Genomic DNA, 14825 nt, shown 5'->3' on the forward strand with positions numbered 1-14825 from the left:
CAAGCATGTTCAAACGGATTCTGGTGGCGGTTGATGGCTCCAAAACCTCGCTCAAGGCTCTGGATAAGGCTATCGGCTTTCAAAAGCTGATGCCTGAAACCGAAATTTTTATTCTATGTGTATACAAGCACCACAGCCTGTTTGAAGCGTCTCTCTCCATTGGGCGGCCTGCGGACATGGATATTCCAGACAAGGTGCTTTCTGATTACGCTAAAGAAGTGGTCAAACATGCCAAGGATATGGCTATCGACCATGGAGCAACGAAGGTTCGAGGTTTTGTGAAATCCGGGCGCCCCTCAAAGGTTATTGTGAAATTCGCCCAAGACAAAGAAGCGGATCTGATCGTGGTAGGAACTCGAGGTACTCATAGCGATAAGGACGGCATGCTCCTCGGCAGCGTTTCGCACCGGGTGGCCTCTCATGCCAAGTGCCCGGTTCTGGTGGTCTGAACCCCATATTCCTGGCCGGCCCTGCGCCCGCCAGCTAGCGCTCCGGGAACGCTTCAACCCTGTTTCGCCCACCTGCTTTAGCCTTGTAAAGCATTTCATCTGCAAGCTTCAACAGCTTCTCGGGTTTTTTGGTACTGCCCGGCCATGACGCAACACCAATGGATATGGTCAGGAAGCCGAGATCCTTGTCCTCAAACACAACCGTCTCTTTTCGCACCGCTTCACGCAATTGCTCAGCACGTTCCCTCGCACCGACTATATCCGAGGCCGGAAGAATCACCACAAACTCTTCGCCACCGTAACGGCAGACAACATCACTGCCACGAAAACGCGATTCCAGTATTGCAGCAAACGCTTTCAGCGCGGCATCACCTGCCTCATGCCCATGAGTATCGTTAAACTGTTTGAAGTGGTCTATATCAACCAATAGCAGAGATAATGGCAGTTCTTTGCGCAGAGCTACGCTAGCTTCGTGTTCAAATAGCTGGTCAAAATACCGGCGATTCTTGAGCCCCGTGAGGGCGTCTTCATAGGAGAATCGGTGCAGATCTTCCTTGAGTGACAGGCCAGAAAGTGTCACCCCTATTCGCTCGACTACCAGGTTGATCGAGGACATTAACCTTGCTGCGCCATCTTCAGTGTGCCCGGAGTTGCTTATGCCCTCCGCGTCCAGCAACAACAGGCTTTCCGGTGCTGTACCATGGTTCATAAACTCCACGTTGATAGAAAAGCACACCAGCCCCTGACAGTTCCTGCAAGCCGCCTCAGCCTCCTCAACGGAACCGGCAAGAAGGCGCACCGGGGGCGGCATATGCTCGAGTGTCTCAATAACCGGGTGCAAGTCAGGAAGCGCGCTTCCATAACCCCAGAGCGCAAGGCGCTCATATCCACCGCAAGCCATTCGCCGATAGATCATGCCCTTGATAGGGCTGCACAGTCTGGGCATTGCTTCGGTGAGCACCTGGAATGCCTGATCAAGGTTAGCGCAGGCCTGTAATTCAGCCACAACCTCTGCAAACTCTCGGCTTTTCTCATTCTCAAACGCCAGCACCTTCGCCCGGGCCTTCTCTCGCTGCAAAAGCCTCTCTGTCTTTTCGGTTCGCTCAGCCACCTGCTGCTCAAGCGTGACAGTTAGCTCCTGCAGGGCTCTCTGGGTCATTCCGTAATGTCTTAACGAGATTATTACAACGGCCAGTATAAATACGAGCAGACCCAGACCAACGGGTACCTGGACCCATTGCATGAAACCATGCGCCACTGCCATATCTGCAACCAATAAAGCACTGAACACGCCGCACGCCAGCACAAGAACTTGCTGCTCTTTGGTCATTAAACGAATACGGGGAACCGTTATCAGCCCCATCAAAAAGAGGGACAATAAAAGCAGAGCATCGAATGGAGGGAAGGTAAACGAAAGGCCGATAACACCAGTCAATGCCAGGCCCAGTGCTCCAAGCATGTAAACAAGATGCAGTTTCCAGATCACTGAAATTGCCCGGGGTGGACGCGTGCCACCCAGCCACTGGTCGAGCATAAGCCAAAGACCAACAGGCAGCAGAAAGTAACTTCCCGCGGCCAGGTAATCCCACATCAAGGCATCGGGCACAATCAGTTGGCTGGCAGAGCTTTCGGAGAGGAGCATCACTGATGAAGCCAGAGAAAAGAGAGCAATACTGGTAAAAGTCTTTCTGCCGCCCTGCAGCAGGGAAAGTATCAGTGCGAGCAACGCCACCAGCAGAGAAAACCCTGCAACAAGAAGGGCCTCCAGAGAGTTGTTAAGGATATGCAGAATTAATTCTGAGTGATCCATGAGGCTCACTTCACCCCAAAGACCTATGTCCGTGTAATCAGAAAACACGCGGAAATACAGCGTTTTATTCTCGTAACCCTCTGGCAGAGTTATTTTGTGCCAGGGCCAGCCTTCGAATTTGCCCCGACCATCTTTGTCGAAGGTGCCGTATTGGTAGATGTTTTCACCATCCAGCCACACCTGAACAATCAAATCGATACTCAGGATATAAAGCACGGGATCCTGCCAGTCACCCGCGGGCAGAGTTACCCGATACCACACCTGATCCTGGCCATTTCGGCCTGGGGGGTTAGAAGGAAAATCAATGGCGTGCCACTGTTCTGGCTGCTGTGCAAGGGACCAGTCAGGTGTACCTTCCGCGGTGAAAGGTATGTCGCCCCAGCGGTACTCCCAGCCTTCCGTTAGAGGCTGTGGTGCAGCCAGAGATGCGACAGGTACAAGCCCGCACAGGGCTCCAAACAGAATAATGAGGGCTTTCAGAATGTGTGCAGATATAGACACGGATATTCGGCCATTAGGAGCTATACCGGCCAGTATAGAGCACCCTCGCCTCAACGTGTACAAAATCCGGACACCAGAATATATTAAAACGTGAGGGTTGCAGGGCCAGGAGAGGGCCCTGCAATGTCACACTCTGAGGCCAGGATTTACAGCCCTGATTTCAGCTTTTCCCAGTATTTGGCATAGACCTGCAAGGCTTCATCCCCTATGTCGGTCTGAAACTCGGCATTCACCATATCTTCAGCTGTTGGATAGCTCGCGCGATCTCCGGCAACCTCGTCACCCAACAACTCCCGGGCAGATAGAACTGGCGTGGCGTAGCCAATATCTTCGCTGATCAGCGCTGCGATTTCCGGTTTCAGCACGAAGCTGATGAACTGGTGGGCCGCTTCCGGGTTCTTGGCATTCTTGGGAATTACGAAGCTGTCCAGCCAGGCAATAACGCCCTCTTCCGGATACACATACTCCAGCGCTTCCATGCTCTCCTTGCCCATAACGGCTTCGCCGTTCCAGATCATGCCTACGTCCGCTTCACCTTCAAGGAAGGGCATACGGGGTGCATCCGAATTAAACGTACGCACGGAGGGCATGAGTTCCGTCAGCTTTTCATAGGCCTCCTCGATTTGCTGAGGATCAGTGCTGTTGCCGGGATAACCCAGTACCCGCAGGCTCATGTGAAAGACTTCACGCATATCATTGGTCAGGTTCACCTTGCCTTTGAAGCGCTCATCCCAAAGGTCTGCCCATGCTGTCACCGGCTCACCAGTAACATCAGCGGTATCCACACCAATGCCGGTGGTACCCCAAAGATAAGGCACGCTGTACTGGTTGCTCGGGTCGATATCCAGGCCAGTGAGCTCCGGATCAAGCTGGTCAAAGCCGCTGATCTTGCTTTGGTCGATGGGCAACAACAGTCCTTCATTGCGCATTTTGCTGACGTAGTAAGTTGAAGGCACGGCCAGATCGTAGGCAGCACTATCATCCAGCAACTTGAGTCGGGCGTACATGGCCTCATTACTGTCGTAGGTGGTGTATACCACCTTGATGCCGGTTTCATCTTCGAAGCGTGTCAGCACTTCCTGTGGCATGTATTCGGACCAGTTGTACAGATTCAGTACCTGCGGGTCATCGGAACTGCAGCCAGTCAGGCCAAGGGCCAGCATGCCGGCCAGTGCGAGTTTTTTCATTGTTTGCTCCTTGAAAGAATCCATTGCGACAACATCAACATCACTAGTGAGAACACTAGCAGCAGCGTGCCAAGTGCGTTTACTTCAGGTTTAAGCCCCACGCGCACCATGGAGTAGATGCGTAAAGGGAGAATTTCATAACTTGGGCCGCTCACAAAGGTGCTCACCACCACATCGTCCATGGAGAGGGTGAAACCGAGCAACCAGCCTGCCATTAACGCCGGCATGATAACCGGAATCAAAACGGTGCGGGTCATGGTGAAATCACTCGCGCCCAAATCCCGGGCCGCTTCTGGCAGGCGTTCATCAAAACCACTAAGCCGCGCCATAACCGTAATCACCACAAACGGCAGGCAGAATGTCACGTGCGCAAGCAGCAGTGATACATAACCAAGCTTCAAGCCCAGCAACAGGAACAGCCCGAGTAACGAAATGGCCAGCACAATTTCAGGTGACATCATCACCACAAAGAGCATGCCGTTCAGAACTCTTTTGCCACGAAAGCGGTAGCGATGCAGGGCCAGTGCGGTGAGGGCGCCGATTACCGTCGATACCGTAGCAGCGGTAAGTGCCAGCCACAAAGAATTCCACATGGCCTGCACCATGGCGTGGTTATTAAACAGGGATTCGTACCAGCGCAGGCTCAATCCACCCCAGCTGTATCCCGTTCGGGAGTCGTTAAAGGAAAACACCACCAGCACCACAATTGGCACATACAGCAGCAAGTACACCAGCGCGAGGTAACTGCGGGATAACCAGCGCATCACGCACCCTCCTCGCCCAAACGGCGTTTACTGAGGCGATGAGCAAACATAAGCAACGCCATGGTAAGCGTGAGTACTATGCTGGCAGCGGCGCCAAACGGCCAGTTACGGGCATCCAGAAACTGGTTCTTGATCACATTACCCACCAGCAAGTTGCGCGAACCGCCCAGAATGTCCGGCACAAAGAACAAGCCCATGGCGGGCAGCAATACCAGCATCACACCGGCCAGCACGCCCGGCAGCGTCAAAGGCACCACTACGTTTTTAAAGGTAGCCAGGCGACCCGCACCCAAATCGTGAGAGGCCAGCAGAACATCCTGTCGCAAATCTTCAAACACCGAGTACAGTGGCAGGATCATAAAGGGCAGCAACAAATACACCAGGCCGACAATCACGGCACCTTCTGTGTACAAAAGCTGCGCGGGTTCATCAATCACACCCAAAGACATTAGCGCACTGTTCAAAAGGCCGTTGGTCGCGAGGATGAGCTTCAACGCGTAGGTGCGCACCAGAGAGTTTGTCCAGAAAGGCACAATCAACAGGAAAATCAGTAGCATTTGCCGGTTTTTTTCCACCCGCGACAAGGCCCAGGCAAAAGGATAGCCGATCAGCAGGCAAATCAGAGTCGTTAGTGCTGCCATGTAAAGGGAGTGCAGAAACACGTCCAGATACAAGGGGTTAAACAGTTGCCGGTAGGCTTCCAGATTCAACGGCAAAGAGATAAAGGTAGATGGGTTCCGCGTCATCACGCTGGCACCCACCACAAGCATATTCGGCGCAAGTACGAGGAACAGCAGCCACCCCCAAACCAGCACCAGTACAGCCGCTCTGAACGGCTGCTGCTTAATGCTCCGCATCATCGGCTGCCAGCTCCTCTTCATCGGTGAGTGGCTCATCGCCCTCTTCCGCCAGCAACCATTCCCAGCCATCTACCCAGCTCACGCGCACCCGCTCACCAATGCTGTAATCGAATGTGGGGTCGTCTTCATCAAAGAATTCGCTGGCCATCACATGGCTGCCATCTTCCAGTTCAATCACCGAGTCCAGAGTGCTGCCTTTGTAGTTGCGCTCTACAATCTTGCCGGCCACACCTTCGATATCATCCGGCGCCAACACCCGGATATCTTCCGGGCGCAGCAATACGTGCAGTGATTGATTCACCGCAACACGGAACGAGGGTTTGCTCAGTTCGCGGTTCAGGCCAAACACATCCACGCTGATGCGCTCGCCTTCGATTTTGGTAACGCGGCCAGGGAAGAAGTTGGTCTGGCCAACAAAGCGTGCGGTGAACACATTTGCCGGGCGTTCGTAGACTTCACGGGGCGTACCGAGTTGCTGAATATAACCGTCTTTGAGCACCACAATGCGATCAGACATCGACAAGGCTTCTTCCTGATCGTGGGTAACAAACACGAAGGTTATACCCAGCTCACGCTGCAGGCGTTTGAGTTCCACCTGCATGGTGCGGCGCAATTTGTAGTCCAGTGCAGACAAGGGCTCATCCAGTAGCAGCATTTTGGGCCGCTTGACGACTGCCCGGGCAATCGCAACCCGCTGCTGCTGGCCGCCGGAAAGCTGGTGCGGCTTGCGCCTGGCAAAGTCCTCCAGCTGAACCATCGCCAGGGCCTCTTCAACTCGCTCGGCTATTTCAGCTTTCGGTCGCTTTTCCATTTTCAGGCCATAGGCCACATTGTCAAAAACCGACATGTGTGGGAACAGCGCATAATTCTGGAACACGGTATTGAGCGGGCGGTGTTCAGGCGGAGTCTGAGTGATATCAACACCAGACAGGGTAACGGTTCCCTCATCCGGGTGCTCAAAACCCGCCATCATGCGCAACAAGGTGGTTTTACCACATCCGGAGGGCCCCAGAAGGGTAATGAACTCGCCATCGTCAATGGTAAGGCTGAGTTCATCCAGCACGGTTTTGCCATCGAATTGCTTGCTGATACCGCTTAGCGATAAGAGTGTTTTAGTCATCAACCCTGCCCAAAAATAAGAGAGCTTCTGAAAAAGCCCCTGCTGCGGCGTATTTTTCCAGAAAGGAGGCTACATAAAAAGCATTGTGCAGGATTTACGCACTGCATTCATGGGGATTGTTCTGCAATGAGAGCACCCTGTCTACCTCAGTAGCCAGGGTGCAGTGTAGCGGGTCAGTCAGTAGCAATACTGTTCAGGTAGGCTTTGTCAGAAATATTGGTCCACTGTCGAACCTGTTTCAGATAGTCACGCTGGGAATTGATGATCTCTTTTGCAAGATCGTCCTTCTCAGCCGCTTCAGCCAGCAGCTTGTTTGTTGCATCGCGCATGGCGTTAATGACTTCCGGCGGAAACGTCTTGTGGGTCACATTCGGATAGTCTTCTTTCATGCGATCCCAGGCTACGCCGCTTTCGTGGGTAGTCTGAATGTACATGTCGTAAGCCGCAGTGCGCATGGCGATGCGAAGGATTGCCTGCAGATCTTCCGGCAGTTTGTTCCAGGCTTTATCGTTGATCAGGAACTGAACCTCAGCGCCCGGCTCCTGCCAGCCGGAATAGTAATACCTGGCAATCTGGTGAAAGCCCATGGGGAAGTCCAGTGCCGGACCAACCCATTCAACAGCATCCACGGTGCCGCGCTCAAGTGCGGTGTATAGCTCACCGGGAGGCAGATTGGTAACGGCAACACCCAACTCCGCCATCACTTCACCGGCAAACCCTGGCGTGCGCATTTTCAGGCCTTTGAGATCCGCAACCGAATTGATTTCCTTGTTGAACCATCCGCCCATCTGGTTGCCGGTATTGCCGCCCGGGAACGACTGCAAACCAAAGGGCTCATATACCTTCTGCATCAGCTCCATGCCCTGATCGTGGTAGAACCAGGCATACATTTCCGGGGCAATCATGCCAAAGGGCACAGTGGTGAAGTACATGGCATTGGGAATGGTGCCCTTATAGTAATAAGAGGCAGTGTGACCCATGTCGTACTGGCCATTACGCACCAGATCAAAAATACCAAAGGGCGCTTTGTGTTTGTTGGCGCTGTCGATGCGGATTTTCAGACGGCCACCAGACATTTCTTCGGCCATCTTGGCCATGTTCAGGGTGGTTTCACCAAGAATCGGGGAATTCGGGCCCCAGGTTTGCGCCAGTCGTAACGTATGTTTATCTGCGGCTACGCCCAGTGAACTGACAGAAAACAACAGCATCACCGCTGCCATCCTGAACAGACGAGTCATCATTGTTAGCACCATTTATCGTTTTGTTTGATCGCGTTGTTATTACTCAGAGGGTTGCAATACTAGCCCGTCGCTCGCCCCGGAGCCAAGGGTTGCCAACAACGCTTTATGCATCGGGAGGTGCCCCCTCGTCACACTTGCGGCAGTTGAGCTCAAAGCCCAGCATGGAACGCCGGCCTTCTTCGGTGATTACCCAGGGCCGGTTCACCCAGGGTGGAGTGTGGCGCACATGTTGATTATGGCCACAGGCCAGCCGGGCAACCCAATGGTCTTCTTCGTCTGTGTGGTAGGCGGTTATCGGTTGTTTCATACCGCCCAAGTTAACTGACCAGGCTGCGGATGAAAATCGCCGGGCGTACCGGAAGGTCCGACAAATGCTTCACCAGACTCCGCTTCAAGCGCTCAGAGCGCCCCGGCCAGTTGGCTGGAAGGCTGATTTCCATCATCAGGTTAGGGCCAACCTTGGCCATTTTCACCTGATCCGGATCCAGCCCAACAGAACTCAAGGCCTCATGAACCTCTTCTGCAAATTCCGCCGGAGGCGCTGCCAGCAACAACTCACGCACGGCACCAACGGTCATTTTCACAGGCACAATGATGAAGTAGGCGGAAATAGCGATCATCATCACCGGGTCGGCATACACAGCCCATGCGGACCAGGCGCTCTGCTCCAACCACCAGGCTATTCCAAACCCCATCAGCACGGCTGCGCTGAGTACAGAGTCCATAAACCACTGACCCTGCTCTGCAACCAGCAAGCCCGAAGACTGGCGACGCTCGGCCCACTTCAGGTACACCCACACCGCCGCACAACCCAAAACACTCACGCCGGCAAACACCAGCGCCTTGTCGGCACTGACAGCGCGACCGCCTTCAAGCATGGCAGCAATGGCAGAAGCCAAAGACAACACACACACCAGCGTTATCACCAGGCCTTTGATAGCGATCACCAATGGCTCAACCGCACCGCGGCCGAACGGGTATTCCTTACTGGCCGGGCGGCGAATAATCCGCGCAGCGTATAGCGACAACAGCGACAACAACAGGCTCACCAGTGAATAGGCGCCATCAAACAGAATAACCAGCGAATCAATCCACAACCCCCAAGTAATACCGGCCAGCGCAAATAGACCAGCAGCTACCGCAGACAAACTCAGCGCCATGTTTTCCCGCGCTATAAACTTAAACATTTTGATCTCCCGTGAATTACCAGCATATTATCGCCACATAGCTGACAGTGTGAGTCGGTCACCGACGGAAAAACCGGCGGAACAGGAGATTGCTTTTGAAAACATCGCAAATACAGGTTTTTCTGGCTGTGGTTCGCAATGGCACCATCGCTGCTGCGGCCCGGGAGCTTAGCCGAAGCCGCACCACAGTAAGCACCGCCCTCGCGGCGCTGGAAGACGAACTGGGCGTGGAGTTGTTTGAGCGCAGCGGCAACCAGTTGCAACTGACCACCATCGGCCAGGCCATAGTGACCGATTGCCGCCGATTTGATCAGGTCGCCGGGCAGATTTTTGCGCGCTGCCAGCACCACCTCAGCGGTGCCGAGTCGGTTTTGCGCATAGCCCGGGACGATTCAATTCCAGAGCCTGTGTGGCGCGATCTTCTGCGCCGGCTCAAGATCCGCTTTCCGCAGACCAGTCTTTCGGTTTATCTGGCCACACCCCGGGAGCTGCCGCCTCTGGTCAAAAGCCAGTCAGTGGATGTGGCCTACGGGCTTATGCCTGCGCTGGCAAGCGAGGGCTATCAATGGTTTCGTGAGCTTGCCGATGTGCGAATGCTCACGGTAGCGGCACCGGATCATCCACTGAGTCAGCTGAAGCGGGTAACCCAGGACGATCTCATCAGCTTTACCGAAGTCACACTGGCCTTTATGGAAAACGATCGGTTGGAGGCAGAATCCCCGGAAACCGCGAACTATCTGGCCTTCACCATGTACGAACTGATCCGGGACGCGGTGATTGATGGTGCAGGATGGGCAGATCTCCCCCTGCCCCTGATTGCAGATGCCCTGAAACAGGAAACCCTCAGGATTGTTCATCACCGCAGCGCGCGCTGGTGGAAAGCATTCAGTGCACTGGAGTCCGAACAGGCACAGGGCGGTGCGGTTGTGGGCTGGCTGGCGGAAGAACTGGAGCAATACCTCGAAACAATGGAATAGGCTCTGCTACGCTACTGACCGGCTGCGCCCTGCCCAGGCAGACCATGAATACATTGCCAGTGCTATCCAGATCATCACAAAACTTGTTAGTTTTTCGGGGCTAAGGGGTTCGCTGAACACCAGTAGCGCGATCAAAAACTGGATGGTCGGGTTGATGTACATAAGGAAGCCAACGGTGGAAAGCCGCAGTCTTCTGGCGGCACCGGCAAAGGCAAGTAGAGGAACTGCGGTCACTATGCCGCTGGAGAGCAATAAAAGTGTAGTTGCGGTACTGCTACCGAAGTGCGAAACCCCGGCGTAACTGAGGGTCGCAAGAGCAAGCATGCCAACAGGCAACAGTAGAAGCGTTTCGACAAACAGACCGGAAAGCCCGTCGAGAGCTACCTGTTTGCGGAGCAGGCCATAGGTTCCAAAACTGAACGCCAGCACCAGTGTTATCCAGGGCACGACTCCAAGCAGGAATAATTGATACAAGATCGCAATGGTTGCCAGCACCACCGCCACTATCTGAAGCCGGGTAATACTCTCCTTCAGCACCAGCATACCCAACCCGACATTCACCAGAGGCGTGAGAAAATAGCCAAGACTGGCCTGTAGTACCTGTCGGCTCTCCACTGCGTAAATGTAAACGCCCCAGTTGACCGCAATCAGAACCGCACAACCAAGCACGTACCCAAGTTTCGAAGGCCGTGCCAAAGCAGCTTTCACGGGCTGCCAACGCTTCAGGAAGGTAACAATCACCGCCAGAAACACACAAGACCAGAGCACCCGGTGTATAACCACCTCCCAAGCTGGCACGCCGTCAAATAACGCAAAATACAACGGGAAACAGCCCCACATAATGTATGCAGACAGACCGTATGCAACGCCTTTACTGGTTTCCGACAGAGCCATTAAATAGCTTCCTCACTATGCTTTACTGATGAATTTAACATACCTGAGGGGTTACGCACCTTGGTAATATGTCTTAGTCTGAATACACATTCATAGGGTAGAGAGAAGCTGTTATGAAAACCGCACAGGACTTGGTTGCAGAAGCAAAGCAGCAGATTGAGGAAATATCGCTGGAACAGGCAGAAAGCGCAATTCAGGCTGCGGATCTGCTACTGGATGTTCGCGATGGCGACGAGTACCGGCAAAGCCACATCCCCCACGCCACACACGTATCCCGAGGCACTCTGGAGTTCAAGTTCAGCAGCGACCCCGCACTTGCCAATCGGGATATGAAGATTGTGCTTTATTGCAAAACTTCAGGCCGATCAGCGCTGAGCGCGAAAGCTCTGAAGGATATGGGTTACCTGCATGTGCAATCGATTGAAGGCGGGTTTGATGCCTGGCAGGAAGCAGGAAAACCCATTACCAAACGGGAACTGCCATCCTTCGATTGATCGTTGCTATACTGCGCTCAAAATCGCCATGAACTGACGCTGATGACTACCCATAAACCCAGCCACAGGATTCCTGCCCAGGAGGTTGACCCCGATCCTCCAGCTCCTGTGGCTGTTTCAGGGATTGCTGCCAATGCAGCGCTCCCGACGATTCTCGATAACCTCGATGCCCTGGTGTACGTCGCGGATTTCGAGACCCACGAAATGTTGTACATGAACGCCTATTGGCAAAACAACAACCTGGGCGATTACTGGGCCGGCAAGAAGTGCTGGCAAGTCCTGCAGAACGCCGATGGCCCTTGCAGTTTCTGCACAAACCACCTGTTGATTGACAGCTCGGGTAACGCCACAGGCATCCACGTTTGGGAGTTTCAGAACAAGGTAGACAAGCGCTGGTACCAGTGCAGAGACCAAGCTATCAGGTGGACAGACGGCCGCCTGGTTCGCCTGGAAATTGCCACCGACATTACCGAACGGAAAAATATGGAAGTAGCCCTGCAGGCTGCCCAACAGGCTGCAGAAAAAGCATCTCTGCAGGACGAACTGACGCTACTGAACAATCGTCGGGCTTTATTCCAGTTTGGGGAGCAAATCATTAAACAGGCAAGACGAAGCCAGACACCGGTTGCCGCCATCATGTTTGACCTGGACCACTTCAAGCATATCAACGACACCTATGGCCATGAGGCCGGGGATGCGGTTCTCAGGGAAGTAGGTACCATGCTTCGGAGCAGGGTGAGGGGGTCTGATGTAGCTGCACGCATCGGGGGTGAAGAGTTTGCACTGCTGCTGCCAGACACCCAACAGAATCAGGCCCTGGAATTGGCGGAACTTCTGCGCCAAGCACTCCATGCACTGAAGATTCCTCACAAACACACAGAGCTAAGGCCGACCGCCAGCTTCGGTATTGCCATGCTGGCTGATGATGACGGTCGCCTTGAGGCATTGCTGTCACGGGCCGATGAAGCCATGTACTTGTCCAAGACCAAGGGCCGGGACAATGTCAGCCTGTACCCGCAATTTTGAACGACCGCCTATGGGCGCTTTGTAACAGCCATAGTCAGGCGTGAAATACAGGTAGTCTTACCTTCTTCATTCGACATGCGAATTTCCCATACCTGGGTTGTACTGCCAATATGAAGAGCCCTTGCTGTTCCGTATACCCAACCCTTGGTCACGGGGCGTATATGGTTGGCATTGATTTCCAGCCCCACCGCCACAGTTCCGGGATCTTTCAGGCAGCAATTGGCGGCCATACTTCCCAGGGTTTCCGCCAGCACTACCGATGAACCGCCATGAAGAATGCCGAACGGCTGAACCGTACGCTCATCAACCGGAATACGACCGGTTACGTAATCATCTCCAACTTCGGTGTACTCAATGCCCATGTGGCTAACTGCGGTATTCGCACTGGCCTTGGCCAAATGCTCAAGATCCGGTGTACGGGTCCAGATTGCCATACTGATAAAACTCTCTGACAGGGTTGGTGAATTGTCCCTTGAGCACTAAGGCTGAAGAAACATGTAACGGGCCGTGTACTCGCTGACAAGCTCGTCCAGGCGGCCTTCATTGATCAGTGTATACAGACGATCAGCAATGCGCTCACGGAATTCGAACGTATTGCATCTTGAATTCTTGGAAAAAGTAAAGAACAGTCCCTCGGTACTGACAGGCACATCCAAAGCCACAAACTCATCCGCCAATCCCAGGCGCTGTAACTTCACCTGCCCCTGCAAGCGCTCATACAAAACGTAATCTATGCGCCCTGCAATAGCCATTTCAAAAGACTGCTCTATGGTTCTCACACCAACAATCTGCAAGTTCTCTTCTGCATAGCGATCGAAACCCTGACCAAAGCTATTGTTGATCAAAGTGCTTCCGCGCTTGCCTTGCAAGTCTGGCCAGTGGCGATACTCGAAAACCTTGTCCTTGGGCACCCAGATAGACGCAGCCAGGTTGGTAAAGGGCGGCAGCAGATAGTCCATATACTGGATGCGCTCAGATGTGATAAAAGCACCGGCAATCATATCCAGCTCGCCAATCCTGGCAAGGCGCTGAACCCGCGCCCAGGATCCAAGATTCTGAACCTCAAGCTTGACCCCAAGAGACTCAAGAATTTCCCCCAAAAGCGCGGTGACTGCTCCCGTTAGCTGCTCTGGCGCAACCGGATCTTCCCACAGCAACGGAGGGTACTCCGGGTTGCCGCTCGCAGTTAAAGTTTTGCAGTTGGAATTTTCCGCAGCTCCGGCTGTACAAAAAAACGTAAGCGCTAACAGAAAAGTAAAAATTTTGGCAAAAACGGAAAGCATCTTCTTTTTAAGGGCTAACACGTAAATGACCATCCTGCTCCTGGGCATCAAGCCACCTGAACTGGCCGGGGCAATATCAATAACCGGCAGGCTATCTAATATTACTGAGCGTACTGATCCATGTACTTTAGTACCAGATCTTCATATATACCCTCTGCCTCTATCAATTTGAGCGCAGCTCTTATGTCATCCGAATACTCCAGTACCGGCGACGTATTGGCAACTGCTATCCAGGACCGCTCCCCAGGCATAAAAAACGGAGACACCTTCACCGGCATTCCGAGTTTCCCGAGTGTGTAGATGCCAATCAGTTCGGGCACTACAACCACGTCTACCCGCTCTTTTTCCATCATCAGCATCAAATTCTCATAACGGGGTCCAGACTCTTTACGCAACTGCTCATCGTTATCAAAACGCCTGAAGTAAGTAGAGCCCTCAAGCACACCAATCGTTTTGCCGTAGAGATCCGAATAACGCTCTATGCGATTCGCCTCATCAAAATACAGAAACAGCCGGCGATCTGCTGGAAAAGCCGGAGCTACGAAAGTCATATAAGCCTCTCTTTCCGGTGTTTCCCGAGCACCCAACATCACGTCCACCTCGCCCTTCTGTAACAGATTCAGCACTCTGCGAAAGGGCACTTCCCTGTAGTGCGTCTTCCACCCGAGCCGATCCGTGATTTCCTTGAAAATCTCCACATAAAGGCCTGAGGGCTCGCCGCCCTGAACAATCCGGTACGGCGGCGCATGGTTTGCACCCACTGTAACCGTGAGGGCACGAACGGTCTCAGTGCCTTGCTGGGCTGCAGCAGAAAACGTTATCGCTACCAGCAAAGCAGCAATCAGTAATCGCATTGTTTGTTGTCTCCTGAACACCTTTGCAAATCACAACTGGCAGTGAAATGTATACAGAGTATAGACGCTCTCAGATCTGCACAGGGTCTGGTTGCGTAAAAAGGCACAGGTCACTGCGGTTGAATTATCAGGCCAACAGCACAAGACACGGTAACAAGTCTGGTAAAACAGGTGACTC

General features: G+C 53.4%; 16 protein-coding genes. 4 read left to right on the top strand and 12 right to left on the bottom strand.

Features of this window, described 5'->3' with window-relative positions:
- Positions 1-5 precede the first annotated feature (5 nt).
- Positions 6-449: a universal stress protein gene (locus tag FFI61_RS11210; protein ID WP_200201374.1), complete on the top strand. Its 444-nt coding sequence runs from the start codon at positions 6-8 to the stop codon at positions 447-449.
- A 34-nt stretch (positions 450-483) separates the two neighbouring features.
- On the opposite strand, the gene FFI61_RS17960 is transcribed toward FFI61_RS11210, so the two are convergent.
- The 8 genes from FFI61_RS17960 to FFI61_RS11250 form a co-directional block, all read right to left on the bottom strand.
- On the bottom strand, positions 484-2760 hold the full coding sequence (locus tag FFI61_RS17960; protein ID WP_200370444.1) for a GGDEF domain-containing protein: 2277 nt from the start codon (positions 2758-2760) through the stop codon (positions 484-486).
- Positions 2761-2906: 146 nt separating this feature from the next.
- The gene (locus FFI61_RS11220; RefSeq protein ID WP_200201376.1) at positions 2907-3947 is read right to left on the bottom strand and encodes an extracellular solute-binding protein; all 1041 of its coding nucleotides are present in this window, start codon (positions 3945-3947) and stop codon (positions 2907-2909) included.
- Positions 3944-4711, bottom strand: a complete 768-nt coding sequence (gene potC, locus FFI61_RS11225; protein WP_200201377.1) for a spermidine/putrescine ABC transporter permease PotC — start codon at positions 4709-4711, stop codon at positions 3944-3946. Before potC ends, FFI61_RS11220 begins: the two co-directional genes overlap by 4 nt.
- A complete protein-coding gene (potB, locus tag FFI61_RS11230) occupies positions 4711-5571 on the bottom strand; it encodes a spermidine/putrescine ABC transporter permease PotB (RefSeq protein WP_200370448.1) in 861 nt (286 codons plus the stop codon). Before potB ends, potC begins: the two co-directional genes overlap by 1 nt.
- The gene (gene potA / locus FFI61_RS11235; protein WP_200370452.1) at positions 5555-6691 is read right to left on the bottom strand and encodes a spermidine/putrescine ABC transporter ATP-binding protein PotA; all 1137 of its coding nucleotides are present in this window, start codon (positions 6689-6691) and stop codon (positions 5555-5557) included. The genes potB and potA overlap by 17 nt, the downstream gene beginning before the upstream one ends.
- A 173-nt stretch (positions 6692-6864) precedes the next feature.
- On the bottom strand, positions 6865-7932 hold the full coding sequence (locus tag FFI61_RS11240; RefSeq protein WP_200370453.1) for a TRAP transporter substrate-binding protein: 1068 nt from the start codon (positions 7930-7932) through the stop codon (positions 6865-6867).
- A 103-nt stretch (positions 7933-8035) separates the two neighbouring features.
- Positions 8036-8239 (bottom strand): DUF3565 domain-containing protein, encoded by a 204-nt coding sequence (locus tag FFI61_RS11245; RefSeq protein WP_200201381.1) that lies wholly within the window; start codon positions 8237-8239, stop codon positions 8036-8038.
- 10 nt (positions 8240-8249) lie between these two features.
- The gene (locus tag FFI61_RS11250) at positions 8250-9119 is read right to left on the bottom strand and encodes a cation diffusion facilitator family transporter (protein ID WP_200201382.1); all 870 of its coding nucleotides are present in this window, start codon (positions 9117-9119) and stop codon (positions 8250-8252) included.
- Between the two features lie 95 nt (positions 9120-9214).
- Here FFI61_RS11250 and FFI61_RS11255 point away from each other — a divergent pair, with 95 nt between their 5' ends.
- Positions 9215-10096 (top strand): LysR family transcriptional regulator, encoded by an 882-nt coding sequence (locus FFI61_RS11255; RefSeq protein ID WP_200370454.1) that lies wholly within the window; start codon positions 9215-9217, stop codon positions 10094-10096.
- Between the two features lie 6 nt (positions 10097-10102).
- On the opposite strand, the gene rarD is transcribed toward FFI61_RS11255, so the two are convergent.
- On the bottom strand, positions 10103-10990 hold the full coding sequence (rarD, locus tag FFI61_RS11260; protein ID WP_200201384.1) for an EamA family transporter RarD: 888 nt from the start codon (positions 10988-10990) through the stop codon (positions 10103-10105).
- A gap of 113 nt (positions 10991-11103) precedes the next feature.
- Here rarD and FFI61_RS11265 point away from each other — a divergent pair, with 113 nt between their 5' ends.
- Both FFI61_RS11265 and FFI61_RS11270 read left to right on the top strand, forming a co-directional pair.
- Complete coding sequence (locus FFI61_RS11265; RefSeq protein ID WP_200201385.1) at positions 11104-11484, top strand: rhodanese-like domain-containing protein; 381 nt, start codon at positions 11104-11106, stop codon at positions 11482-11484.
- Positions 11485-11526: 42 nt separating this feature from the next.
- Positions 11527-12510, top strand: coding sequence for a GGDEF domain-containing protein (locus FFI61_RS11270; RefSeq protein ID WP_200370455.1), 984 nt, complete (start codon positions 11527-11529; stop codon positions 12508-12510).
- A gap of 8 nt (positions 12511-12518) precedes the next feature.
- On the opposite strand, the gene FFI61_RS11275 is transcribed toward FFI61_RS11270, so the two are convergent.
- From FFI61_RS11275 to FFI61_RS11285, 3 genes are all read right to left on the bottom strand, one after another.
- On the bottom strand, positions 12519-12944 hold the full coding sequence (locus tag FFI61_RS11275; protein WP_200370456.1) for a hotdog fold thioesterase: 426 nt from the start codon (positions 12942-12944) through the stop codon (positions 12519-12521).
- A gap of 45 nt (positions 12945-12989) precedes the next feature.
- Positions 12990-13667: a substrate-binding periplasmic protein gene (locus FFI61_RS11280; protein WP_413785004.1), complete on the bottom strand. Its 678-nt coding sequence runs from the start codon at positions 13665-13667 to the stop codon at positions 12990-12992.
- A gap of 227 nt (positions 13668-13894) precedes the next feature.
- Positions 13895-14647 (bottom strand): substrate-binding periplasmic protein, encoded by a 753-nt coding sequence (locus tag FFI61_RS11285; protein ID WP_200370463.1) that lies wholly within the window; start codon positions 14645-14647, stop codon positions 13895-13897.
- Between the last annotated feature and the right edge of the window lie 178 nt (positions 14648-14825).

The sequence above is a fragment of the Marinobacter sp. DY40_1A1 genome (genome assembly GCF_016597815.1).
Lineage (GTDB): Bacteria > Pseudomonadota > Gammaproteobacteria > Pseudomonadales > Oleiphilaceae > Marinobacter > Marinobacter xiaoshiensis.